This window comes from Halobacillus dabanensis (genome assembly GCF_900114165.1).
Classification (GTDB): domain Bacteria; phylum Bacillota; class Bacilli; order Bacillales; family Halobacillaceae; genus Halobacillus; species Halobacillus dabanensis.
The window spans coordinates 331342-354715 of record NZ_FOSB01000002.1 but is presented as its reverse complement, the minus strand read 5'-3'; the positions used below and the strand labels follow the sequence as shown (position 1 = coordinate 354715).

General features: G+C 43.3%; 20 protein-coding genes, 1 pseudogene and 1 riboswitch. Of the genes and pseudogenes, 15 read left to right on the top strand and 6 right to left on the bottom strand.

Annotation, left to right across the window (positions count from 1 at the left end; genetic code table 11):
• Window positions 1-68: 68 nt before the first annotated feature.
• From BMZ58_RS04895 to BMZ58_RS04880, 4 genes and pseudogenes are all read left to right on the top strand, one after another.
• The gene (locus tag BMZ58_RS04895) at window positions 69-356 is read left to right on the top strand and encodes a YhdT family protein (protein ID WP_075035439.1); all 288 of its coding nucleotides are present in this window, start codon (window positions 69-71) and stop codon (window positions 354-356) included.
• Window positions 353-1826, top strand: a pseudogene (gene panF, locus BMZ58_RS04890) (sodium/pantothenate symporter). The gene BMZ58_RS04895 and the pseudogene panF overlap by 4 nt, the downstream one beginning before the upstream one ends.
• Before the next feature lie 3 nt (window positions 1827-1829).
• On the top strand, window positions 1830-3047 hold the full coding sequence (locus BMZ58_RS04885) for a M20 family metallopeptidase (RefSeq protein WP_075035438.1): 1218 nt from the start codon (window positions 1830-1832) through the stop codon (window positions 3045-3047).
• A gap of 377 nt (window positions 3048-3424) precedes the next feature.
• Window positions 3425-4354, top strand: a complete 930-nt coding sequence (locus BMZ58_RS04880) for an aldo/keto reductase (protein ID WP_075035437.1) — start codon at window positions 3425-3427, stop codon at window positions 4352-4354.
• Between the two features lie 160 nt (window positions 4355-4514).
• On the opposite strand, the gene BMZ58_RS04875 is transcribed toward BMZ58_RS04880, so the two are convergent.
• Complete coding sequence (locus BMZ58_RS04875; protein ID WP_075035436.1) at window positions 4515-5930, bottom strand: alanine/glycine:cation symporter family protein; 1416 nt, start codon at window positions 5928-5930, stop codon at window positions 4515-4517.
• A 347-nt stretch (window positions 5931-6277) separates the two neighbouring features.
• Between BMZ58_RS04875 and BMZ58_RS04870 the strand changes: the two genes are divergently transcribed.
• The 6 genes from BMZ58_RS04870 to BMZ58_RS04845 all read left to right on the top strand — a co-directional run bounded on the left by BMZ58_RS04870 (window position 6278) and on the right by BMZ58_RS04845 (window position 12428).
• Window positions 6278-6571, top strand: coding sequence for a YrhK family protein (locus BMZ58_RS04870; RefSeq protein ID WP_075035435.1), 294 nt, complete (start codon window positions 6278-6280; stop codon window positions 6569-6571).
• A gap of 319 nt (window positions 6572-6890) precedes the next feature.
• Window positions 6891-7721: an MIP/aquaporin family protein gene (locus BMZ58_RS04865; protein ID WP_075035434.1), complete on the top strand. Its 831-nt coding sequence runs from the start codon at window positions 6891-6893 to the stop codon at window positions 7719-7721.
• A 27-nt stretch (window positions 7722-7748) separates the two neighbouring features.
• Window positions 7749-9242, top strand: a complete 1494-nt coding sequence (glpK, locus tag BMZ58_RS04860) for a glycerol kinase GlpK (protein ID WP_075035433.1) — start codon at window positions 7749-7751, stop codon at window positions 9240-9242.
• A gap of 144 nt (window positions 9243-9386) precedes the next feature.
• Complete coding sequence (locus BMZ58_RS04855; protein WP_075035432.1) at window positions 9387-10163, top strand: IclR family transcriptional regulator; 777 nt, start codon at window positions 9387-9389, stop codon at window positions 10161-10163.
• Window positions 10164-10287: 124 nt separating this feature from the next.
• Window positions 10288-11436, top strand: coding sequence for a galactonate dehydratase (dgoD, locus tag BMZ58_RS04850; protein ID WP_075035431.1), 1149 nt, complete (start codon window positions 10288-10290; stop codon window positions 11434-11436).
• A 14-nt stretch (window positions 11437-11450) separates the two neighbouring features.
• Window positions 11451-12428 carry a 2-hydroxyacid dehydrogenase gene (locus BMZ58_RS04845; protein ID WP_075035430.1) on the top strand — a complete coding sequence of 326 codons (978 nt, stop codon included), beginning with the start codon at window positions 11451-11453 and terminating at the stop codon, window positions 12426-12428.
• Window positions 12429-12528: 100 nt separating this feature from the next.
• Here BMZ58_RS04845 and BMZ58_RS04840 read toward each other — a convergent pair whose 3' ends face one another.
• The 4 genes from BMZ58_RS04840 to BMZ58_RS04825 are packed head-to-tail and all read right to left on the bottom strand — an operon-like array spanning window position 12529 to window position 16094.
• Window positions 12529-13308 carry an energy-coupling factor transporter transmembrane component T family protein gene (locus BMZ58_RS04840; RefSeq protein WP_075035429.1) on the bottom strand — a complete coding sequence of 260 codons (780 nt, stop codon included), beginning with the start codon at window positions 13306-13308 and terminating at the stop codon, window positions 12529-12531.
• On the bottom strand, window positions 13295-14920 hold the full coding sequence (locus tag BMZ58_RS04835; protein WP_075035428.1) for an ABC transporter ATP-binding protein: 1626 nt from the start codon (window positions 14918-14920) through the stop codon (window positions 13295-13297). The genes BMZ58_RS04840 and BMZ58_RS04835 overlap by 14 nt, the downstream gene beginning before the upstream one ends.
• Window positions 14917-15495: an ECF transporter S component gene (locus BMZ58_RS04830; protein ID WP_075035427.1), complete on the bottom strand. Its 579-nt coding sequence runs from the start codon at window positions 15493-15495 to the stop codon at window positions 14917-14919. The genes BMZ58_RS04835 and BMZ58_RS04830 overlap by 4 nt, the downstream gene beginning before the upstream one ends.
• The gene (locus BMZ58_RS04825; RefSeq protein WP_075035426.1) at window positions 15492-16094 is read right to left on the bottom strand and encodes a YkoF family thiamine/hydroxymethylpyrimidine-binding protein; all 603 of its coding nucleotides are present in this window, start codon (window positions 16092-16094) and stop codon (window positions 15492-15494) included. The genes BMZ58_RS04830 and BMZ58_RS04825 overlap by 4 nt, the downstream gene beginning before the upstream one ends.
• Window positions 16095-16187: 93 nt before the next feature.
• Window positions 16188-16291: riboswitch (TPP riboswitch) on the bottom strand.
• Between the two features lie 364 nt (window positions 16292-16655).
• Between BMZ58_RS04825 and BMZ58_RS04820 the strand changes: the two genes are divergently transcribed.
• Window positions 16656-17774 carry a M20 peptidase aminoacylase family protein gene (locus BMZ58_RS04820; RefSeq protein WP_075035425.1) on the top strand — a complete coding sequence of 373 codons (1119 nt, stop codon included), beginning with the start codon at window positions 16656-16658 and terminating at the stop codon, window positions 17772-17774.
• Window positions 17775-17926: 152 nt separating this feature from the next.
• Here BMZ58_RS04820 and BMZ58_RS04815 read toward each other — a convergent pair whose 3' ends face one another.
• Entirely contained in the window at window positions 17927-18724 is a 798-nt protein-coding gene (locus tag BMZ58_RS04815) for a nuclease-related domain-containing protein (RefSeq protein WP_075035424.1), read from the bottom strand.
• 489 nt (window positions 18725-19213) lie between these two features.
• On the opposite strand from BMZ58_RS04815, the gene BMZ58_RS04810 reads away from it, so the two are divergent.
• The 4 genes from BMZ58_RS04810 (at window position 19214) to BMZ58_RS04795 (ending at window position 23359) form a co-directional block, all read left to right on the top strand.
• The gene (locus tag BMZ58_RS04810; protein WP_075035423.1) at window positions 19214-20803 is read left to right on the top strand and encodes an ATP-binding protein; all 1590 of its coding nucleotides are present in this window, start codon (window positions 19214-19216) and stop codon (window positions 20801-20803) included.
• Complete coding sequence (locus BMZ58_RS04805; RefSeq protein ID WP_075035422.1) at window positions 20800-21474, top strand: response regulator; 675 nt, start codon at window positions 20800-20802, stop codon at window positions 21472-21474. Before BMZ58_RS04810 ends, BMZ58_RS04805 begins: the two co-directional genes overlap by 4 nt.
• A gap of 364 nt (window positions 21475-21838) precedes the next feature.
• A complete protein-coding gene (locus BMZ58_RS04800) occupies window positions 21839-22840 on the top strand; it encodes a tripartite tricarboxylate transporter substrate binding protein (protein ID WP_075035421.1) in 1002 nt (333 codons plus the stop codon).
• A gap of 72 nt (window positions 22841-22912) precedes the next feature.
• Window positions 22913-23359, top strand: a complete 447-nt coding sequence (locus BMZ58_RS04795; protein ID WP_425268643.1) for a tripartite tricarboxylate transporter TctB family protein — start codon at window positions 22913-22915, stop codon at window positions 23357-23359.
• Window positions 23360-23374: the final 15 nt, after the last annotated feature.

Sequence of the window (23374 nt, the reverse complement as noted above, 5' to 3'; positions counted from 1 at the left end):
TTAAATAAATAGACGTTGGAATCGAGGGGAGCTCCTTGCTTCGAACGTTGTGAAAAGGAGATGGAGACTTGGAAAAAGAAAGGAAGAGAAAACCGGATGAACGGTTCAAGATTGCCAACCGTGAAGCTGTGATTGGGGTTGCTTTAGCTGTTTTCAATTTCGTCTGGTGGTTTGCTTTTGCTTACGGTCTCGGAGGTCGGACGCCTGATAATTACTCTTATGTTTTCGGTTTGCCTGCATGGTTTTTTTACAGCTGTGTACTTGGTTTTATCATCATGGCTTTGCTCGTCATCTTTGTCGTCAAATTTTGGTTTGTGGAAGTACCATTTGATGAAGAAGAAGGTGAGCAAACATGAACACCCCTGTAGTCATCTCACTCTTCATATTCCTTGTTCTCATCTTTGCGATCGGTTTTTGGTCGAGCCGCTCTTTGAAAAATGCAACCGGGGACTCCTTTTTACAGGAATATTTTCTTGGAGGACGTCAGCTCGGCGGTTTTATCCTCGCTATGACGATGATTGCAACATATGGTAGTGCGAGCAGCTTCATCGGAGGTCCAGGTGTCGCGTACACAGAAGGATTCGGCTGGGTGCTTCTTTCCATGTCACAAGTAGCTACCGGTTACTTTGTTTTAATGATCCTTGGCAAAAAGTTTGCGATCATGGCACGAAGGTACAAAGCGGTCACACTCATCGACTATTTGAAAGGGCGTTATCAAAGCAAGTGGGTCGTACTAACAGCGGCTTTCAGTATCATCATCTTCCTTTTCTCTGCTATGGCAGCACAATGGGTCGGTGGAGCACGACTTATTGAGTCGCTTACTGGTCTCAACTATACGACAGCTTTATTCATTTTTGCCGTATCTGTTCTAGTCTATGTCATTATCGGCGGGTTCAAGGCCGTGGCCCTGACGGATACTGTCCAGGGTGTTGTCATGTTCGGTGGGACGCTTATCTTGTTGATTGCCACCATCATTGCTGGAGGTGGGATCGGAAACATAATGGCAGACCTTACTGCAGAGAATCCGAACCTTGTGACCCCTTATGGAGCAGAAGGGGGGACTGAGTCCGACTTACGTATCTTCCTTCTGGATACTTGTCGGTGTCGCAGTTGTTGGTTTACCACAAGTAACCGTTCGTGCGATGGCCTATAAGAATTCCCGTTCTATGCACCGTGCACTCATTATTGGAACGATTGTCGTAGGATTTATTATGTTGAACATGCACTTGATCGGTGTATTCGCACGTCCCATTCTCCCTGGAATAGAAGTCGGGGACAAGGTCATGCCGTTGATCGCCCAGGAAGTATTGCCTGCCTGGCTTGCTGGTATTGTTTTAGCTGCACCAATGGCAGCCATCATGTCCACGGTAGACTCCTTGTTACTGCTGGTTAGTTCAGCTGTTGTAAAGGATGTGTATTTGAATTATATAAAACCGGATGCTTCTCATACACGTGTGAAGCGGATGAGTTTCGGGGTGACTGCTATTCTTGGAATTCTCGTTTTCCTCATGGCTCTGAGTCCGCCTGACTTACTCATTTGGCTCAATTTGTTTGCTTTCGGTGGTCTTGAAGCAACCTTCATCTGGCCTGTCGTACTTGGTCTTTACTGGGATGGAGGAAATAAATATGGAGCCTTGGCATCCATGATCGTCGGTATTGCTTCTTATATTATCGTCGACCAGTTTTTCCCTAATTTGCTTGGCATGCATAACGTAGTTGTCCCGATCCTGCTTTCCTTAGTTGCCTTTGTAACCATCAGTATGTTGACGAAATCTTTCATTCAAAACCAATCTGCCTATCAGGATCAATTAGAAAGGAGCGTTTAATAGATGCCCAATATCCATATAGATACAAGGAAATTACGAGACAAAGAACGTGTTCTCTCTTTAACCCAGGACCTCGTGCGAATACCGAGTGTATATAGGCCGGGAGTTGAAGGTGGGAATGAGGAAAAAGCCGCCCTTTACGTCGCTGCCTATTTAAAAAATCTAGGCATTGAAGTTCACGTAGAAGAGGTGGAGCCAAGACGTCCTAACGTCATTGGGGTGGTCGACTCTGGAAAACCAGGACGGACGCTTTTATTCGAAGGGCACACGGATGTCGTGACAGAGGGGGATCATGACTCATGGAAGTACGATCCATTCGGTGCTGAAATTGTAGATGGCCGGATGTATGGCCGGGGAACCAATGATACGAAAGGGAATCTATCTTGTATGATCACGGCAGTGCAATCCCTTTTAGAAGATGAAGAAGAATGGTCCGGGAAAATCATTCTATGTATTCCATGTGATGAAGAAGGAATGATGATCGGGATTAAACATTTTATCGAACAAGGATGGGCAGATCATGTAGATGGAGCTATCATTTGCGAACCTGAAGAGAATCAAGTCTGCATTGCCCAACGAGGAGCAATGAGGGTCGTCCTGACTGCTTATGGAAAAATGGCACATGGGGCTATTTCATGGAGCGGCATTAACCCGAATTTGCGAATGGCTAAACTTATCGTCGAACTGGAAAAACTGGAAAAGAGAGAACAAGAGCGTTTAGGAAAGCATCCAACTCTTGGCTGGCCAAGTATTACACCTACCATCTTACAAGCACCTGCTAAAGGAGACGCACAAGTCAATGTCATTCCAGCACAATGCATGACAACGCTGGATATTCGTACCGTACCAGGGCAGGATCATGAAACATTAAAAGGGGAGATCCAGCGAATTATCGACAGACTCGCTGAGGATGATACGGACTTCAAAGCTGATTTCAAGGTGATCGAAGACCGCCCTTGGACATCGACGGAGAAAGAGGAACCTGTCGTGAGAGCCGTAGCAGAAGCAGTCCGTAAGGTTTTAAAAAAGGAACCTATTTATAACGGTGTTCCTGGTGCGACGGACGGCACCTTTTTACATGTGGCAGGGGTCCCGATCATTACTACCGGTGCAGGAGATCGGGAAGTACCTCATCAGATTGATGAATATGTCGATATCGATGAATTAGCAGAGACTACAGAAATTTATCGGCAAGCAGCTTTGAATTTCTTACAAAGTTGAATTTTACAAGCCTCCGCTTGCAAAGAGGGAAGACCCTATAGCAAAAAATCCAGTGATCATAAAGGGTCACTGGATTTTTTATGGACTGGGAATTATAAAATCTGAGCTATTGATAAAATACGCAAAAGGGGTCTCTTGCTCTCAGACACTCGGTAAGCGATCTGTCCCTGAGGATGTATAAGTCTTATTCTTCCAGACTTCTACTTATGGTTCGAGTACTTATGGGGATTTCTCTCTTTTTTCATGTAAAGGGAATGAAGACATTTTAAGTCGGACAAGAAATGGAAAGTGATCTCTTGTACGGTTTGGATTTGTTTTCCATTTAAGCTTATGTGGTAAACACTTGAACGTAGTGATATAAAAAGGAGTTGAATAACGTGGAAAGAAAGACACGTCTAGGAAAGTCTGATTTAGTGGTCAACCCTGTAGGACTTGGTACCAATGCGGTTGGCGGTCATAATCTTTATCCAAACTTAGATGAAGAAGCAGGTAAAGATGTCGTCCGAACAGCTATTGAGCATGGAATGAACTTTTTAGATACAGCTTTTATCTATGGTCCGGAACGATCAGAGGAATTGGTCGGTCAGGTGGTGAGAGAGTATAAGCGAGAGGACATTGTCCTTGCTACCAAAGGGGCTCACCAATTTAAAGGAGAAGATGTTGTCTTTAATAATTCTCCTTCGTTCTTGAAACAGTCGGTGGAAGATAGCCTTCAGCGTTTGAGGACCGATTATATTGATTTATATTATATCCACTTTCCAGATGAAGACACACCGAAAGACGAAGCGGTCGGAGCTTTGAAAGAATTAAAAGACGAAGGTAAAATACGTTCGATCGGCGTTTCGAATTTCTCCGTTGAGCAATTGGAAGAGGCCAATAAGGATGGATATGTAGATGTGATTCAAGGAGAATATAATTTATTCAAGCGTGAAGCAGAGAAAGAGATGCTCCCCTATACAGCTGAGAAGGGGATATCGTTCGTTCCTTATTTCCCTTTTGCGTCCGGTTTGTTAGTCGGTAAATATGATGAAAACACCACATTCGATGATCTCAGAGCAAAGAATCCTCTCTTCCAGGGAGAGGCATTCAAGCAGAATCTGGCTAAGGTCGATCAATTGAGACCGATCGCTGAAGAAAAAGGGGTAGAAGTCCCACACATTGTTTTGGCATGGTATTTGAATCAGCCATCGATCGATACTGTCATCCCTGGGGCGAAACGGACACAGCAGGTAATCGACAATTTGAAAACGTTGGATGTTGATTTGTCAGATGATGAGATTTCGCGTATAGATAATATCTTCTCTTAATTCGATCAATAACTAAAGAAGAGCGTAATACCAATGTTTTTTCTACTGGTATTACGCTATCTTTAGTTTTATAAGAGTAGGTTATATTTAATGTAATTTATGAAATCAGTGAAATGATAAAAAATAACCTGCCATTCGACAGGTTATTTTATCCCTTTTATCAACTTGCTTTCGTTCGTGTGTAGGAATGTTGTTGGATATAGTCGTTAAAGTAAAAGTTTGTTTCTTTGACGATTACTTTATAAAGCAGCAATAGAGCAATTAAGTTCGGAATCATCATCAATGCGTTCGCCATATTGGCAAAAGCCCATACGAGATCGAGCTGCATGACGGCTCCCATAAAGGTTGCGGCAATGTAGATGAAGCGGTACGGAATAATGTAACGAAGGCCAAGCAAGTATTCAAAACATTTTTCTCCGTACATGTACCAGCCGACAATCGTTGAAAAGCCGAAGAAAATGACCGAAAAGGCGACAATGTATTCGCCGGTTGTTCCTAACGCATGTCCAAATGCAGCACTCGTCAATGCTCCACCGTCAAGCCCTGTAGCGTGTTGAACCCCAGAAATTGCTCCCCCTGATGGGTCCCAGAAGCCTGTCATAATCAGGACAAGTCCAGTCATCGTACAAACGATGATCGTAACGATAAAGGTTCCGGTCATCGCCACAAGCGCTTGTTTTACAGGATGATCGGTTTTAGCGTTTCCGGCGATTAGTGCGGCTGTACCTAGACCAGCTTCGTTAGAGAAAATCCCTCGTGAAACACCGCTTCTTACAGCTTCCATGACCACGACGCCAGCAAATCCTCCGGCTGCGGAAACGGGACTGAACGCATAATGGAAGATCATCTGAAAGGCAGGGACAATCGCGTCATAATTAACGATGATGATTAATAAAGCACCACCGATGTACAGAAAAGCCATAATCGGCACAAAAAATCCTGCAACTGTACTGATCCGTTGAATACCTCCAAAAATGATCAGTCCTGTAAACACGGCTAGGACCGCTCCTGTGATCCAGCTATTGATATGGAAACTTTCACTCATGACATCAGAAATCGTATTGGATTGGACACTATTGCCGATCCCTAACGCAGCAAAAGCGCCAAATAGCGCAAATGCGATCGCGAGCCATTTCCATTTCCTGCCGATGCCTCGTTCCACGTAATACATCGGTCCACCGGAATACTCTCCATTTTCATTTTTCACCCGGTACTTCATAGCAAGGAGGGCTTCCGAGTATTTCGTCGCCATTCCTAACAAGCCAACTATCCACATCCAGAAGATCGCCCCTGGCCCTCCAAGGGTCAACGCAGTTGCCACACCAGCGATATTACCGTTTCCGATCGTAGCTGACAGCGCTGTCATTAATGTTTTAAAGTTACTGATATCCCCTTTGGAATCAGCAGTTGCTTCTGTTTTATCCTCTTTAGTAAAAGCGAGTTTAAAGGCATAAAATAGCTTGCTGAATTGCAATCCTTTTAACATGATAGTCAGAAATAACCCTGTCCCGAATAATAGGATCAGGCTGGGTGCTCCCCATAGTACATCGTTGATCTGGTTCAAAACATCTAACATGATTTACCTCCTGTGTCTTGATGTAACTGCCTATTTATGACGGTTTCCGCCAAGGTCCATTATATACAATATCACCCCTATAAGAAGAAACGTTCGTTGAAATGTTAAAATATAAGCGCTTACATTTGTGGAAAATGACAAACATCGCAGAATTATTGGGAGGCAAAGACAAAAATCGGGATAACGAGAGGTTACTTTTTTATAAAACAAGCTTATTCAATTCTCGTTGAAATTTCCGGGGTGCGAACCTTTCGAAGCTCCTATGCTTTCCTCGTAAAAAAAGGCGATATTCGGATTAAGCTATAAAACTACACCAAAAAGGGAATGGGGGTGGTGGAGGTGAATGTATGTCGGATCAAAAGTCTGATAAACAGAAATATGTCGATTTCCATTTAGGGAAGCACGAACTTTTTATCAATAAAAACTATGAAATGTTATATACAATCAATGATTTTTTGCTTGGAATCTGGTTTCTGGTCGGTAGTATTTTCTTTTACTTCGAACACTTGAAACACTGGGGTGTGACCCTGTTTGTCCTCGGAAGTATCCAGATGCTGATTCGGCCGACGATCCGGCTCATTCATAACTTTCATTTGCGCAAGGAATATGCGGAGAAATATGAGAAAAAGAAGGATGAGTGATTTATATTTTAGTGCTTGTGCCCACTCCGTTATCCAATTATAGAGGATGGCGTAACACCAACGGATTTGCTTCTTGGTGTTACGCTTTTTTGAGAATTCACTTATATAATATTAGGGTGGAACTTTAGATAAGATGGAAAATGACAGTTGACACCGCTTACATTAGTCGATATAATGAGCAACAACAAGTTAAGTATGTGACGGAGATTAGGAGACTCACACGTAAGCCGGACTTTTTTCAGTTCGGTTATTAGTGTGGGTCTCTTTTTTGTGCATTCTTAACTCGAATCACTAAAACAAAGAAAAAGGAGTGGAAGAGATGTCAGAGTTTATGGCTGAGCTTGTCGGGACGATGATTTTGATCATTTTCGGTGGTGGTGTTGTTGGTGGAGTAGTTTTGAAGAATTCAAAAGCCGAAGGGTCCGGTTGGGTGGTCATCACGATTGCCTGGGGGCTTGCGGTTACGATGGGGGTTTATGCTGTCGGTGGATTTTCTGGTGCTCATATCAATCCAGCCGTTACGTTGGGATTTGCAGCAATTGGTGACTTCCCATGGGCAAAGGTGCCTTTATATATAACTGCACAAATAATCGGGGCATTGATTGGTGCGGGCATTGTATTTCTTAATTATTTGCCACACTGGAGAGCTACGGAAGATAAAGGCGCTAAGCTTGCCGTTTTCTCGACGGACCCAGCAATTCGCAGTCCTTTTTCGAATTTAGTTACAGAAATAATCGGTACGTTCGTGCTTGTGATGGGGCTATTATTTATTGGAGCCAATGAATTCACCGAAGGGCTGAACCCTCTAATCGTTGGGGCTCTTATTGTTGCGATCGGGATGTCGCTTGGTGGGACGACAGGTTATGCTATCAACCCTGCCCGCGATCTGGGACCGAGGATTGCGCATGCGTTGCTTCCGATTCCAGGAAAAGGCGGTTCGGATTGGGGCTATGCCTGGATTCCCGTTGTGGGTCCGATTTTGGGAGGTATCTATGGAGCACTTTTTTACAAAGCCGTATTCTTGTTAGAACTCTCGTTTTCTTTTTGGGTATTCTCAGCCATAGTCGCTATTATTCTATTCGGTGCAGCCCGGGCTGAAATTAAAAAAGGAGAGACGTATAGTAACCAGTTAGAAGAAAAAATCAGCTAACTAATATTCTATGAGGAGATGATAGATATGGAAAACAAATATATTCTTTCTATTGATCAAGGAACAACAAGCTCACGAGCAATTCTTTTTAATAAAGAAGGAAAAATTGTAGAAACTGCGCAAAAGGAATTTGAGCAATTTTTTCCGCAGCCAGGCTGGGTAGAGCATGATGCGAATGAAATCTGGACATCCGTGCTTGCTTGTATTGCGGATGTGTTGAGAAGAGCAGATATTTCTGCCCAACAAGTGGCAGGGATCGGCATAACCAATCAAAGAGAAACAGCAGTCGTTTGGGACAAAAATACAGGAAAACCGATTCATAGAGCTGTTGTTTGGCAGTCCCGTCAAACGGAAGACATTTGTAAGGATCTTCGTGCCGCTGCTCACAATGAACGTTTTCGTGAAAAAACAGGTCTTCTGCTGGATCCATATTTTTCGGGCACGAAAGTGAAATGGATTCTTGACCACGTAGAAGGAGCCAGAGAAAAAGCGGATAATGGGGAACTACTATTTGGAACGATTGATACATGGCTTGTTTATAAACTTTCGGGTGGAAAAACTCATATTACTGATTATTCCAATGCTTCCCGGACGTTGATGTATAACATTTATGATTTGGAATGGGATGAAGAACTCCTCGATATCCTGAATGTCCCGAAATCGATGCTGCCAGAAGTGAAACCGTCTTCAGAAGTCTACGCCCATACCGTCGACTATCATTTCTTCGGGGAGGAAGTACCTATTGCAGGAATTGCCGGGGACCAACAAGCGGCCTTGTTCGGACAAGCATGTTTTGAAAAAGGAATGGCCAAAAATACGTACGGCACCGGTTGCTTTATGCTGATGAACACAGGAGAAGAAGGTGTAGCTTCTGATCACGGACTTTTGACAACGCTTGCATGGGGAATCGATGGGAAAGTCGAGTATGCGTTGGAAGGAAGCATATTTGTAGCTGGATCGGCTATTCAGTGGTTACGAGATGGCTTGAAAATGATCGAGAATGCGCCGGAAACAGAGGCATACGTGACCTCGGTAGAGTCTACAGATGGGGTTTATTTAGTACCTGCCTTCGTAGGGTTAGGCACTCCTTATTGGGATAGTGACGCGAGAGGTGCGATGTTCGGACTAACCCGTGGTACAACAAAAGAACATTTTGTACGGGCGACTTTGGAGTCACTCGCCTACCAAACAAAAGATGTGCTGGATGCAATGATTGCAGACTCAGGAATCGATTTGAAAGCTCTCCGCGTCGACGGTGGTGCAGTCAAAAATGACTTCCTCATGCAATTTCAGAGTGACATTCTAGGAGTACCTGTCGAGAGGCCTGTCGTCCAGGAAACAACAGCACTAGGTGCAGCATTTCTAGCTGGACTTGCTGTCGGATACTGGAAGGATAAAGAGGAGATCAAACAACAGTCGGAGAACGAGCGCACGTTTACGGTAGAAATGAGTGAAGACGAGCAGGATAAGTTGTATAAAGGCTGGAAGAAAGCTGTTGAAGCAACACGTCAGTTTAAATAATTCCAATGCAAAAACAAGCGAAAGGTCATCCGTTTAGAGGATGACCTTTCGTGCTAAAGAAGAAAGCCATCGTTCTATGAGCTTATGGGAGAGTTAAATATGATATAATCGGAAATAATAGTATTCTAGATCGGGGTGCAAGGAATGGCGAAAAAGGAAGCGGTTACTGTTCAATCCGTAGATCGGGCTTTAACCATTTTGAATATGCTAAAAGAACATCCGAAAGGTTTAGGTGTAACAGAACTTTCCCACCGTTTGAACGTTTCCAAAAGTACTGTTCACCGGTTGTTGAGTTCTCTATTGCTGCAAGGTTTCGTCAAGCAGGATGTAGAAAATGAAAGATATCTGCTCGGGCTTAAATTAATCGAGCTTGGCGAAGTGGTCTCCAGTCATTTGAATATCCGTAAGACTGCTGCGCCTTATTTGAATCAATTAGCGGAAACGACGGGAGAAACGGTTCACCTCGTAATGATGGATCAGTCAGAAATCGTTTATATTGATAAAACCGAATCAGAAGCTACGATTCGGATGTTTTCCAGAATCGGCAAACGGGCGCCGATGCATTGTACAGGGGTTGGGAAAGCGATTTTAGCTTTTTTACCGGAAGAGAAAATCGATGAGGTATTGACCGAACGCCCGATGACGAAATTTACCGAAAATACCATTACAGATCAAGCAGAAATGAAGAAGCATCTACAAGAGATCAGGAGTCGTGGAGTATCTTTTGACTTGGAAGAACATGAGGAAGGCATCCAATGTGCAGCTGCACCACTTTTCAATTTTCATGGTGATGTGGTTGGCGGAATCAGTGTCGCAGGTCCGATTATGAGAGTGGATGATAAGAAATTGGAGCATCTTGCTGTAGAGGTGAAGAAGGTTTCTCAAGAGATTTCCAGCTTGTTAGGTTCTGCAAATGGTTGACAGCGTTTTCACTTGGAGATATACTTTTGTAAATATTGGTTTCTGTTTTTTTACGATATTGTTGGAACAGTGTTCCGTAATCAGGAACTGGAAACGAATTATTTGAAAAGGAGACTATCACATTATGAAAATTGTAAGCTATGAACTTTTTCAAGTGCCACCAAGGTGGTTGTTTTTGAAAATAGAAACGAGTGAAGGCATTACAGGCTGGGGGGAGCCCGTTATTGAAGGAAGGGCTCATACAGTCAAGGCGGCTGTTGAGGAATTGATGGAGGGTTTGATTGGAAAGGATCCTCTACGAATTGAAGACCATTGGAATATGATGTACAGAGGCGGTTTCTATCGCGGTGGTCCGATTCTTATGAGTGCCATTGCAGGCATTGACCAGGCACTATGGGACATTAAAGGGAAATATTATAACGCACCGGTATACCAACTGCTGGGCGGTGCGTGCCGGGATTCGATCAAAGTATATTCCTGGATTGGCGGCGACAGACCTTCTGATGTGGGCAAAGCTGCACAGGAAGCGGTTGCTACGGGATTCACAGCCATCAAAATGAACGGAACAGAGGAACTGCAATACATTGATACCTACAGTAAAATCGATCAAACCGTAGAAAGGGTGGCAAGTGTCCGCGAAAGTGTTGGCAAAGACGTCGGTATCGGCATTGACTTTCATGGGAGAGTACATAAACCGATGGCCAAAATTTTAGCCAAGGAACTTGAGCCTTATCGACCAATGTTTATTGAGGAGCCTGTGTTATCCGAGCATAACGAGGCATTGAGAGATATTGCCGCCCATACGCATATTCCTATTGCTACAGGGGAGAGAATGTATTCAAGGTGGGACTTCAAAAACCTCTTATCTGAAGGGTTTGTAGATATCATTCAACCAGACCTGTCACATGCGGGAGGAATCACAGAAGTGAAAAAAATCGCCTCCATGGCAGAAGCGTATGATGTTGCCCTTGCGCCACACTGTCCATTAGGCCCGATTGCTTTAGCTGCCTGCCTGCACGTGGATGCGACTGCACACAACGCTTTCATCCAGGAGCAAAGTTTAGGAATCCATTACAATAAAGAAAATGATTTGTTGGATTACGTAAAAGATCGGAGCGTTTTTGATTATAAAGACGGACATGTAGCTTTCCCTGATGGTCCTGGGCTCGGTATTGAGATTGATGAAGATTATGTACGTCAGCGTGCGGAAGAAGGACATAATTGGAGAAATCCGATTTGGAGACATAAGGATAGAAGTATAGCGGAGTGGTAAAAGGAGAGGGACTAATGAAACCAAAAGTTTTTATCGCGAAACCCGTCTCGCAACAAGTCGAAGACTATATAGCAGGGCATTGTGATTATAGGATTTGGAGAGAGGAGGAAAGTATTCCGAACGACATTTTGTTTGACGAAATTAAAGATGTTCAAGGACTAATGATTCCTAAAGCCAAAGTGACCGAAAATTTTATTAAGCAGGCCCCGAACTTGAAAATTATTAGCCATATTTCTGTTGGATACGATACATTAGATACTGATCTTATGGCTGATTACAATATTATAGGTACTCATACTCCCTACGTGCTGGACGATACCGTGGCCGATTTAATCTTTGGTTTAATTTTATCGAGCTCTAGACGAATCAGTCAGTTGGACCAATATGTGAAAGTCGGAAAATGGGACAAGTTAGATGAACCTACTTTTTTATCAAAGGATGTCCATCATTCCACTCTCGGTATTATCGGCATGGGGCGGATTGGAGAACAGGTGGCCAAACGGGCAACTCAAGGATTCGATATGAACGTGCTTTATTATAATCGAAATGCTCGTCCTGAGGTTGAAAAAAAATACGGGCTTAAAAAAGAATCGCTAGAACAACTATTGAATAAATCTGATTTTGTTCTTACGATGGTACCCCTGACTGAAGAAACCCAGCATTTGATAGGAGAGCGAGAACTGAAACAAATGAAAGAAGATGCGATTTTAATTAATGCTTCTCGTGGGCAGGTGGTTGATGAGAAAGCACTTATTCATGCCCTGGGGGAAGGTATGATCGGCGGAGCTGGCTTAGATGTGTTTGAAAATGAACCTGTCGAACCATCCAACCCACTCCTGAAAATGGATAACGTTGTGACGACTCCACACATTGGCTCAGCCACGGCTCAGGCCCGTGAGGCGATGGCTATGAAAGCAGCAGAAAATCTGGTCGCTGGTGTGACGGGCGGGAAACCAGAGAATGTTGTGGAAGAGTTAAAACATTTACTATGAGGACTTCTATTTCATGAAATAAATTTAAATAGCAAATTTTTAGTGAAGATTGGTTGAGTCCCAGTACCTTAAGGTATTGGGACTCAGGCTTTTTTTATGATCAAAGTTGTCCGTCGTAGAAAGAGAAGTATCCGAAGTAAACAGAAAGAGCTATCGTGATCCCGAGCATTCCGAACATCATCAATGGAAATAACCAGTCTTTTCTCTGTACTTTCATCGGACGGTAAAAGGTGCGGTCCTTAGCGCCGGTAAATCCTTTTGATTCCATGGCAACAGCTGTACGCTCTGCTTTGCGAATGGCACCAGCCAGGAGAGGGATGGCCATTCGTTGATACTGCACAATCTTTTCTTTCCATGTTTTTGGCTTGTTGACACCACGGATTCTATGAGCAGCAAGAACCTGCTGGAATTCAGTTTTCAACATTGGCAGGAAGCGGTAACCTGCTAACACTCCATAAGCTATTTTTGGTGGTAGTTTCAACTGCTGGATGAGACTGAGAATAAAGTGAACCATGTTTGTAGTGAAAAGGAACAACAACGAAAGCGTGGCAAAGGCTAGAACACGCAGACCTAACGAAGTCGCTACCCAGAGATTTTCCGCTGGGACGGTGATCCCTAAGAGAGACAAGGTTTTTCCGGAAGGGGCGGAAGTATCTGAAAATACCAACGTCGTCCAAAACATTCCAAATGCAAACAGCAGGAATGAAAGGAAATAGTAGATGTAATATTTCTTTTTGAACGTCCCGAACAAAAAGGTAACAACAATCGTCCAGGAAATATAGAGCAAAGGAGTGACAGGATCGAATAGAAAGGCTAGTAGAAAGACGATCCCTATAATCGTCAGGGCCTTTACTGTCGGGTTTACATTATGAAGAAACATAGGTATGCTCCTTGTTCTTTATTGTTCTTTTCCACTGTTCCCGTGGTGGAAGTTCCAAATGGAAATCAGGGAGACCAGGGTGGGACCATAGTTTTTCCGGTCGATCATCAAATGCCAGCCTTCCTTCTTTCATGACGAGCACCCGGGTCGCATGACGATCGACAAGTTCCATGTCGTGGGTGATCATAACAATACTTGTTCCTTTGTCGTGTTTTTGTTGCAGTAGATCCATTAATTCGGCTGTCGATTTTTCATCCTGTCCGAATGTAGGTTCATCAAGAAAAAGCAGCCGTTGGTTGTCAACGATCATCGTGGCTACACTCAACCGTCGTTTTTGTCCCTGACTCAGAACAAAAGGATGCTGGTTTTCCATTCCCTTCAACCGGCAAAAAGCTAAAATTTCCTCGACGGTGTTTTTCAGTTCTTCTTCTGCTATTCCGCCGTGTCTTAGGCTGAAGGCGACTTCCTCAAATACAGAATCTGTAATGAATTGATGTTCCGGGTTTTGGAAAACGTAGCCGATTTCTTTGCGCAATTCTTGTTCCTTCCACTTGTTTAACGGACGGCCATCAAGAGAGATGCTCCCTCTAGTTGGTTTTTGAATGCCAGCGAGAATTTTCGATAACGAAGATTTTCCACTTCCGTTCTCTCCGACAATCGCTATCCATTCCCCTTCATGAATGGTGACATCTATGCTGTGTAAAATCGATTTCCAAGTGCCATTGCTCATTTCCAACCAGGCATCTCCCATGGCTTTTCCCCGAGTCCTTTCCTCTTGTAAGGAAGGGAGTCCAGGTAAATCTGTGACAAAAAGAGGGTGAGGAGGTTGCCTTTTTTCTTCCAATGACGTCCGCGTTGCAAAAGGAAGTCGGATCCCCATGTTATGAAGGTCCTCTGCATGGAATTGTAAATGGTGACGTAACGGACCGTCATAATCAAGCTGACCGTCCTCGCTGAAAACGATGACTCTTTCCAGAAAGGTCAGCCAGCCTTCCAATTTATGCTCAATGACCAGTAAGGTGAAGTTCAGTTCTTCTTTCAATCGCTTCAATAAGTCGATGAATTCTTTAGTTGCAACGGGGTCTAAATTGGCGGTCGGTTCATCAAGGATGAGGACCTCCGGCTCCATCGCGAGGATACAGGCGAGGGCGACTTTTTGTTTTTGGCCACCAGATAAATCGGAGATCTTCGCCAGCTTGTAATCCGCCATTCCTACCCACTGCAACGCTTTGTCCACCTTCTCTATCATCGATTCATAAGGAACATTCAAGTTCTCAAGCCCGAAGGCAACTTCATCTTCCACGGTTATCATGCAAAACTGTGAATCTGGATCCTGGAAGACGACACCGACTTTTCGTGCGATTTCCCCGGGGTGATAATCGCTGGTGTTACGGTCTTCGATAAAAACATTTCCATTCATCGACCCATCAAGTTCGCGAGGGAAAAGTCCATTCAAACAGTGCGTGAGGGAACTTTTCCCCGACCCGCTAGGACCAAGCAGGAGAACCCCTTCTCCCTTCTGGACCGAAAAAGTGATCGATTGAAGCACTGGTTCCGGGTGCTCCTCATAGGAAAGGGTAAGGTTTTCTGTTCGCAAAATGGTATCCTTCATGCGGCCCGCTTCCTCCGGTATTCTTTTCCAAGGGCGAAGCTTGATAGGACGCCTGTCTTCGCTAGTGCATCACTAAGTGCTTTTCCTAATACTCCTGAAATGAGCGCACCACTAATTAGACGAAAGATGAACATGGCGAGGACGTACCCCGTACTTAAAGCTGCAAACCCGGAAAGGAAGTAGCCCCAGACAAAACTGAAGATAGCTGCCATTACACCTGCGAGCATGAGTGTGAACAAGTCATAGCGCTTATATCTGGTCATCGCAAAAGCGGATTCAGCTCCGAGTCCTTGAATCATCCCGGAAACTAAAAGCATTGGTCCAACCGCATTGCCAAGTAAAACTTCGACAGCTGCTGCAATTGTTTCAGATAAAAACGCAGCTCCTGGTTTGCGGATGATATAGGCGGCGATGATGGAGACGATGAACCAGATGCCGAAAATCAAATCATAGCCGATGGGACCGAAGAAGCCGACAAGAATTTTTCCAACAGGGAGAAAAGCGAGATAAACAATAGCAAAAACGACAGACAATACAGACATGACTACGATTTCTTTCAACTTCCAGGAGTTCATGATTTTTTCTCCTTGTGGGTCGGGCTGTTGGCAGAAACCGTAACAGTCATGACCGTATGTGAAGACCCGCTGTTTTCTGTTTCCCTGAAGACATCTTCCAGTCCTGAGAAAATATCATGGGTATCGCCCTCAAGTCGTGTCGAATAGTGGGCGGGGGAGACGGTTACACCTTTTTCTTTCATCGCCTCGATTTGGCTGTAAATCGTATCCATGTAATTTCCGCCACCCATTGGATAGAGAGAGAATTTCGCTGCGATATACTGCTGGATGTCTCTTGTTTCCGCTTCGTTCATCCGCTCTGTTGTTTCATCCATATACACATCCCCTGAAGAATCGCCCGGGCATCCAATAGAAAAGGTACCCTGGAACGCGACGTGGACTTCTGTTTTTGCGATATGCAATAAAATCGCTTTCGTCACATCAAATACATGCTCCATCCGTCCGCGGACAGTTGTCGTGACATCATCTGTGTGCATCCATACTTTTGATGTGTCCACTTCCTGTAAGCTTGTTTTAATATAAGACACGAATTGGTCGGACATTGGGTGCACAGAAAAAGAGCACCCCACAATACGAGAATTTCCACAACTATTTTCCATTTGTATTCCTCCTTTTTTTGAACACAAAAAAAACTGCATCCCATGGGAATGCAGTCGATCAATCATAATAAGGAAGAACCACTATGGTCCTTGTGAGTGACGACCGCACTTCCCCACGCTAGTATTATCTAGTTCGGGTACAAAGGGTCGGAATGGTTTCCTCTCAGCCGCTTGAAGCAGCTCCCCTAGTGCTGTTTGCGTATGCAGTTATTGTGCTTTGATTTCATAGTAGCGAAGACAACGACATTTGTAAATGGACTTTATTCAAAAAACTCTATTGTACGGTCCCACATATGAAGAGAGCAGCCATACTTTATAAAAAATACCCCTTACTTCTAGAAACAAAAACCTGACTCAAATTTGCCAATATAGTAAAGTTGGAGTTGACAGAATAATCATGAAAGTTAGGATGACAGAATAGGAGATCTGTTATAAACAGCCTGGTTTTCTTTGTCGCCTGAAGATCTATCCTAAGCGACGAGGGGGAGAAAGGAAGACAATGGATATCTATCTCTTAAACAAACGGGAAATAGGAATGAAATCGGTTAGAGGAGGCTACGAATGAACAAAAATGCTCGCCCGACGATAAAGGAGATGTTCGCTCATTTACATGAGAACCCTGAAGTCAGTTGGCAAGAAACAAGGACGACTGATTACATCGCATCTTTATTAGAAAAAACGGATGCAAGGATCAAGCGATTTGATGATTGTACAGGACTACTTGCCGAAATCGGGAGCGGTCATCCATGTATTGCGATTCGAGCTGATATCGACGCCCTTTATCAGGAGGTCGACGGGGTATCTACAGCGAATCATTCATGCGGCCATGATGCCCATATGGCGATGGTATTACAAACGCTTTTCACCTTAGAAGAAAAGCTGGCGAATGTAAGTGGAACGGTTCGCTTTATCTTTCAACCTGCAGAAGAAAAAATGGAAGGTGCGTGGAAGATGATTGAAAAAGGGGCTGTGGATGATGTGGACTACCTTTATGGTCTTCACTTAAGACCTATTCAGGAATTACGGACCGGCCAGTTCTCTCCAGCGATCCAACATGGAGCCGCACGGTTTTTAGAAGCAACAATCTCAGGAGAAGATGCTCATGGCGCCCGCCCGCATTTAAATAAAAACGCCATTGAGCTCGGAGCGGAAATCATTCAAATGATCAACAACATCCATTTGGATCCGATGGTTCCCTATTCCGCTAAAGTTACTTCCTTTCATGGTGGAGGGGAGAGTACGAACATCATACCAGGAAGTGCTACCTTTTCCGTTGACTTACGTGCGCAGACGAATGATGTAATGGCCGAGCTGACGGCAAAAGTAGAGGCGGTATTGGAAGCTGTATCAAAATTATACGGGGTGGATGTCGAGGCTGAAGTGAAATCCGACGTTCCCGCCGCTGTCCTCGATTCTGATGCTATTGCTCATATGGAGCGGGGCATCGCAAAAGCTGTAGGGGCAGATGCTCTTTCACCTGTCCTCCAAACCAGCGGGGGTGACGATTTTCATTTTTATACGATTAAACGGCCGGAATTGAAAGCATCTATGCTCGGGGTCGGTTGTGATTTACAGCCCGGCCTTCACCATCCAAAAATGACTTTTGATCAAACAGTAATGCCAGATGCTTCTCGTGTTTTAGTAGAGACGGTGATGAGCTTGTTGGCTGGTCGTGCTTAGATATTTATAGAATTTAGTGAAACTCCTTTTTGTGCTCGGGAAGCATAGAAAGGAGTTTTGGTGATTATAAAATTCAAAGGGTAAATTTTATTAGCAATAAAATAGAAAGGGCCTTTGTCGGGGCAGCCACGCTAGTATTAGAGCGAAAAGTATTATTTTTGATGGTCGTAACAATAGATTTTACCCTCAAACTTTTTATTATTTAAACAAAACGATTTCACTTTATTAGATACTTCTTTCTCGCACACTACACAGGTAGATCGAGTAGTTTCCGATGTATCATTTAAGGCTTCCACATGTCTTTTTAGAACATCGGGATTTGATATATGTTGTTTTTTTATTTCACCATAAATGTGTTGAACCTCTTCCGCAGTTATAAGAGGTTGTTTATGTATTAACTTTTGTACATGGATTTTCCGATTGATAAATTCACTAAGTTCCATATCATAAACGATAAGTTGATTCTCTTTAATATCACGGAGGTTGGTATCGATTTTGAAGGTACAACGCTTTGTGAAAGAAACGATAGAAACCATGCTTCCCTCATACTTCTCTCCGATAATCTTTTTCAGTGCTTGGATATGACCATAGTTTTGAAAGAACGGGTTCATCATTTTGAACTTCCCATTCACAGACCATGTTTTTCTGTCTTTTCCTCCATACACCGTTCCCTGATAATTTTTAGTTTCGATGACGAAAATACCATAGCTTGTTATAAGTACGTGATCGACTTGCGAATATCCGGATTTGGATTTTGGATTTTCTATTAGTAAGTCGCTCATATGCTTATATTCTTTTGGCATTTGGTCTAATTGAATATCTATTTTGTATTCCCCAATTTCTCCTTTTCTCTTACTGATGTGTGCTTTGCCTCTTTCGTTTGGTTTTTTTTGAAGTGGCTTTTTTTCCTGTGGTTCTTTTTTCTTTTTACGAAATAGTTTAGATAACATGCACTCATTCCTTTTTTTGAAGGTGTTAATTATATCGTCATATATCGATTTTTTTAAAAGATTTATGGAATATCTAGTAACATGTGGCCGGTTATACTCGGAATATGAAGCTTCTAGATCTGGCCTGAATAGAGAGGTTGAGGCCTATCATAATCTGTAAAACTAGTGAGATGATTCGATGGTGAGAAACTAAAATTTTTAAGATAGTAAGGCGCCATCACTATTCATCAAATTTCCCCTGTAATTTCCCAGGAAATATTCTCTTCTCCAATTTCCGACTCTTTATCGGCATAAACATTCATCTGACTTTTATCGACCTTTACCTTGACCAGGGATAACTAGTGAATTCCCATTAAGATCTACATAAATTACCATCCTATTGTAAAAAATAACTGACTTTTTAAAAAATACCGATTCTCCTAATCACTCAAACGACAATCTCTATGTTACGATAATCTAAGATAACGTTTTCATAGGTGGAGATAGGGGATGAAGGTTTCACTGCGCACAAAGATTCTAGGATTGGTTCTTTCACTGCTTGTAATGGTGATTGGTTTGTTGGCAGGTGTTTTTGCCTATATGGAAAAAAAGGACATTGAAGAGCATATGGGGCGGCTTGCGCTTGAGGTAGCCCGAACGGTTTCATTCATGCCTTCGGTTCAACAGGCATTTGAGGAGGAAAACCCTTCTGAAATTATTCAGCCAATATCATTGAGCGTCCAGCAGCAGACGGGGGCGGAGTTCGTCGTTGTTGGAAATACGGATAGCATTCGCTACGCCCACCCCGATGAAAGTAAAATCGGCAAGCGTATGGTCGGAGGTGACAATGAACGGGCCTTAAGCGATGGGAAGTATTACATATCAAGAGCAGAGGGGACGCTTGGTCCTTCTCTACGCGGTAAAGCTCCGATCATTAATGAAGGCGGAGAGATCATAGGCATTGTTTCCGTCGGTTTTTTACTGGAAGATATACGGACGATTGTCTGGAATAAAGTCGAAAATGTTTTTGGGGTCGCTGTGCTTGTTTTAATTGTAGGTGTGGTGGGGAGTTTACTGCTGGCACGAAGCATTCGGAAAGATACTTTAGGACTCGAACCATACGAAATCACGTCCTTCTATCAAACACGGCAAGCCATTTTATCATCAATAAAAGAAGGTATCATTTCGATCGATGCAGAAGGCAAAGTGACTATGATCAATCAATCAGCAATCGAATTGCTGGATTTAGATGAAGGAGCGGAAGGTCGTCTGATCACAGAGGTTTTTCCAAATACAAAAATGCTGCAAGTTTTACAAACAGGCAAAGCCTTGAAAGATGAAGAGATGATGCTGCGTGACAAACTGGTGATCGCCAACCGGACGCCAATCATACATAACGGAGTAGTGGAAGGTGTCGTTTCTAGTTTTCGTGATAAGACGGAAGTGAGAAAGATGGTGCAGGCCCTATCAGAGGTGAAACGCCATTCCGAAGGTTTGAGATCGCAGACACATGAGCATGCGAATAAGATGTATGTGCTGCTGGGACTGTTGCAGCTTGGAAAAGAAAAAGAAGCGATACAAATGATTGCAGAGGAGTCGCGGACTTCACAAAAACACCAAGAAGTTATTTTTGATCATATTCAGGATGAAACGGTCCAGGCGATTTTAGTAGGGAAAATGAGTAAAGCATCGGAAGAGAAGGTTGATTTCACGGTTCAAATAGATTCGGAACTAGGGCGTGTACCTGCGCATATCAATCGCGCGGATTTGGTTACGGTGCTGGGGAACGTGATTGATAATGCCTTTGAAGCAGTGAGCAGTCAGGAAGTGAAACAAGTAGAGTTTTTCGTAACAGATGTAGGCGAAGATATCGTTTTCGAAGTGACGGATAATGGTCCTGGGTTTCCGGAAGATATGTATTCCCGTTGCTTTGAAAAAGGATTTTCTACGAAGGAAGGGGAACTTCGAGGCTATGGACTTGCAAATGTGAAAGAGGTCGTAGATCAACTTGGAGGTACGCTGGAGATATTAAATGGAGATCAAAGTGGCACAGTATTTTCTATTTTTTTACCTAAAAATCCAGGAGGTGAAACTCAATGAAAGTGATGATCAGTGAAGATGACTTTCGTGTTGCTGAGCTCCATGCTCAATTTCTGCGGATGATGGACGGGATTGAAGTTGTCGGGAAAGCTTTGAATGCTGGGGAAACCATAGATTTGCTTGAGAAGGAACAACCGGATTTACTTTTGCTGGATGTCTATATGCCGGATGGTTTGGGCGTCGACCTCCTCCATGAAATCCGTGAAAAAGCTCCACAGCTTGATGTGATTATGATTACAGCAGCGAAAGAAAAAGATGTTTTGGAAAAAGCGTTGAAGTATGGAATCATTGATTATATTATCAAACCGATTACAATGGAAAGGTTTCAGCAGACGATTGAAGACTGTTTGAAGCGGAAAGAAGAGATCGATAACTTGGAAACGTTCGATCAAGAAACCGTTGATCGGTTAATCAAGCCTTCAGGTAAAGTAGCAATAGAGGATCCCCCAGTTCCTAAAGGAATCGATCCGCTTACATTGGAAAAAGTACAAACAATGTTATCAGAAGCGGCAGGTACAGGGCTGACTGCTGAGCAAGCGAGTGAACTGATGGGTGCTTCCAAAACGACGGCTCGTAGGTACTTGGAATATTTGATTCGGATCGGGAAAGGGAAAGCGGAGATGAATTACGGAAAAGTCGGTCGTCCAGAACGGAAATATTATTGTAGATGAACTCGTCTTCGGGCGAGTTTTTTTATGGCCAGAAAATAATGGATAACTGCTGGTTAGTAAGCTTCTAGCTATGATTTTGGGTTAGTAGCGGATATAACTTAGTAACTCGCGGATATCTTTGGGCAAGTCGCGGATATATCTCTCCAACTCGCGGATATCTTTACAAAAGTCGCGGATATATCCTGGCAATCGGCGGATATCCCCGAACCTAGCAGACTACCTTATAAAGCAAATTATGAATCCCATGAATTTTATTTGGTTAATTTCGTTTATTGCATTTAATAAAGGATATTTTGAAAACGGTTACATACTAAAAACTTTCATATAAACTAGCTACAAACAGCTTGAAGAGAGGGGATTCAGAATGAAGAAATTATGGATGTTTAGTGCATTGGTACTCGTATTATTCCTTACTGCTTGTGGAAGTTCATCAGAGACTAGCGGAGAAGGAGAAGATGGGGAATGGCAACCGGATAAAAATATTGAAATCGTCGCACCAGCAGGAGCCGGTGGTGGCTGGGACACGACGGCTCGTTCTGTAGGTAAGGTTCTGGAAGAAGAAAACATTACTGAACAAAATGTCGGGGTTGTCAACAAAGAAGGGGGAGGCGGATCTGTCGGCTGGTCTTATGTAGACAGCACGAATAACCCTCATAACATTTTTGTATCTTCGCCTCCATTGATATTTGTTCCATTGAATGGTCAATCTAATCTTTCACATGAGGACTTTACGCCACTTGCGAATATGATTGCCGACTATGCTGCTTTTGCTGTAGCCGAGGATGCTAAATGGGAAAATCTCAATGAACTTTTTGAGGATATGAAAGAAGATCCCTCCAGTGTAACGGTCGTTGGTACATCTGCTCCCGGTTCTATGGATCATATGCAATTCGTGGCCATTGCGAAGGAAGCAGGAGTGGATATCCAAAAAATCAAATACGTTTCCGCCCAGGATGGTGGAGGAATGACTCAAATTTTGAACGGAAGTGCTGATGTTTATTCTACCGGGATGGCTGAGACAGTTGAACAAGTGAGGGCTGGTAAAGTCCGAGTTCTTGGTATTACTGCTGAGGAACGCGTCGATGGCGAGGTCATTGGAGAATTCCCTACAGCGAAAGAACAAGGGATTGATGCAACGTTCGTCAACTGGAGAGGATTCTTTGGTCCGGGAGATATGACGGAAGGACAAGTCGCTTATTATGAAGAAAAGTTGAAAGAAGTCAGCGACTCTGAAGCATTTGCAGAGGTACGTGACAATTATGGTTGGGATGAATCCTACATGGACAGTGAAGAGTACAGTGAATTCCTTGATCAACAGAGAGAGGAACTCGGAAGCCTTATGGAAGAGTTGGGATTGAATCAATAATCTTGAAAGGGTCTGTTTCCTCTTCACAGACCCTTTCTTATTAAATAGAAGGTGATCTTTGTGTTGAAGACGATGAACCAGAAGATAAGTGTTTTCCTGATTTTATTTGCCGCTGGTTATCTTTATTTGAGTTACAACTTGAAAAAATATCCCTATGTCCCTGTCGACTCCGATTTAGTTCCGAAGGTGTTAGGATACCTTCTGATTGTTCTTGCTATCTTTTTATTTTTTGATAAATCCTCAGAGACAGAAGAGGAGAAAGAAAAGCGTCAAGTACCGAAAAAAGAGATTCTCGTTTTACTTGCCGTTGGAGGAATGATCTTCTTCTATATTTTCCTCTTGGAAATCATCGGTTTTGTGTTGAGTTCTTTTCTTTTTATATTTGGATGCTCCTGGTTTTTGGGTTACAGAAAGCTCAAAACCGCAATATTAGTCGCCGTACTTTTTCCTTTGATTATGTACTTATCGTTCAATTACTTGTTACAAATCCGTTTACCTCAAGGATTACTACCATTTTAGAAGGTGTGAGTCAAT

What these genes read in the sequence shown, in the direction of transcription:
- BMZ58_RS04795 (WP_425268643.1), top strand. Translation starts at nt 22,913, where the DNA reads ATGAACCAGAAGATAAGTGTTTTCCTGATTTTATTTGCCGCTGGTTAT.
- BMZ58_RS04810 (WP_075035423.1), top strand. Translation starts at nt 19,214, where the DNA reads ATGAAGGTTTCACTGCGCACAAAGATTCTAGGATTGGTTCTTTCACTG.
- BMZ58_RS04845 (WP_075035430.1), top strand. Translation starts at nt 11,451, where the DNA reads ATGAAACCAAAAGTTTTTATCGCGAAACCCGTCTCGCAACAAGTCGAA.
- BMZ58_RS04830 (WP_075035427.1), bottom strand. Translation starts at nt 15,495, where the DNA reads ATGAACTCCTGGAAGTTGAAAGAAATCGTAGTCATGTCTGTATTGTCT.
- BMZ58_RS04885 (WP_075035438.1), top strand. Translation starts at nt 1,830, where the DNA reads ATGCCCAATATCCATATAGATACAAGGAAATTACGAGACAAAGAACGT.
- BMZ58_RS04815 (WP_075035424.1), bottom strand. Translation starts at nt 18,724, where the DNA reads ATGTTATCTAAACTATTTCGTAAAAAGAAAAAAGAACCACAGGAAAAA.
- BMZ58_RS04875 (WP_075035436.1), bottom strand. Translation starts at nt 5,930, where the DNA reads ATGTTAGATGTTTTGAACCAGATCAACGATGTACTATGGGGAGCACCC.
- BMZ58_RS04840 (WP_075035429.1), bottom strand. Translation starts at nt 13,308, where the DNA reads ATGTTTCTTCATAATGTAAACCCGACAGTAAAGGCCCTGACGATTATA.
- dgoD (WP_075035431.1), top strand. Translation starts at nt 10,288, where the DNA reads ATGAAAATTGTAAGCTATGAACTTTTTCAAGTGCCACCAAGGTGGTTG.
- BMZ58_RS04825 (WP_075035426.1), bottom strand. Translation starts at nt 16,094, where the DNA reads ATGGAAAATAGTTGTGGAAATTCTCGTATTGTGGGGTGCTCTTTTTCT.
- BMZ58_RS04800 (WP_075035421.1), top strand. Translation starts at nt 21,839, where the DNA reads ATGAAGAAATTATGGATGTTTAGTGCATTGGTACTCGTATTATTCCTT.
- BMZ58_RS04855 (WP_075035432.1), top strand. Translation starts at nt 9,387, where the DNA reads ATGGCGAAAAAGGAAGCGGTTACTGTTCAATCCGTAGATCGGGCTTTA.
- BMZ58_RS04835 (WP_075035428.1), bottom strand. Translation starts at nt 14,920, where the DNA reads ATGAAGGATACCATTTTGCGAACAGAAAACCTTACCCTTTCCTATGAG.
- BMZ58_RS04805 (WP_075035422.1), top strand. Translation starts at nt 20,800, where the DNA reads ATGAAAGTGATGATCAGTGAAGATGACTTTCGTGTTGCTGAGCTCCAT.
- BMZ58_RS04820 (WP_075035425.1), top strand. Translation starts at nt 16,656, where the DNA reads ATGAACAAAAATGCTCGCCCGACGATAAAGGAGATGTTCGCTCATTTA.
- BMZ58_RS04865 (WP_075035434.1), top strand. Translation starts at nt 6,891, where the DNA reads ATGTCAGAGTTTATGGCTGAGCTTGTCGGGACGATGATTTTGATCATT.
- glpK (WP_075035433.1), top strand. Translation starts at nt 7,749, where the DNA reads ATGGAAAACAAATATATTCTTTCTATTGATCAAGGAACAACAAGCTCA.
- BMZ58_RS04870 (WP_075035435.1), top strand. Translation starts at nt 6,278, where the DNA reads ATGTCGGATCAAAAGTCTGATAAACAGAAATATGTCGATTTCCATTTA.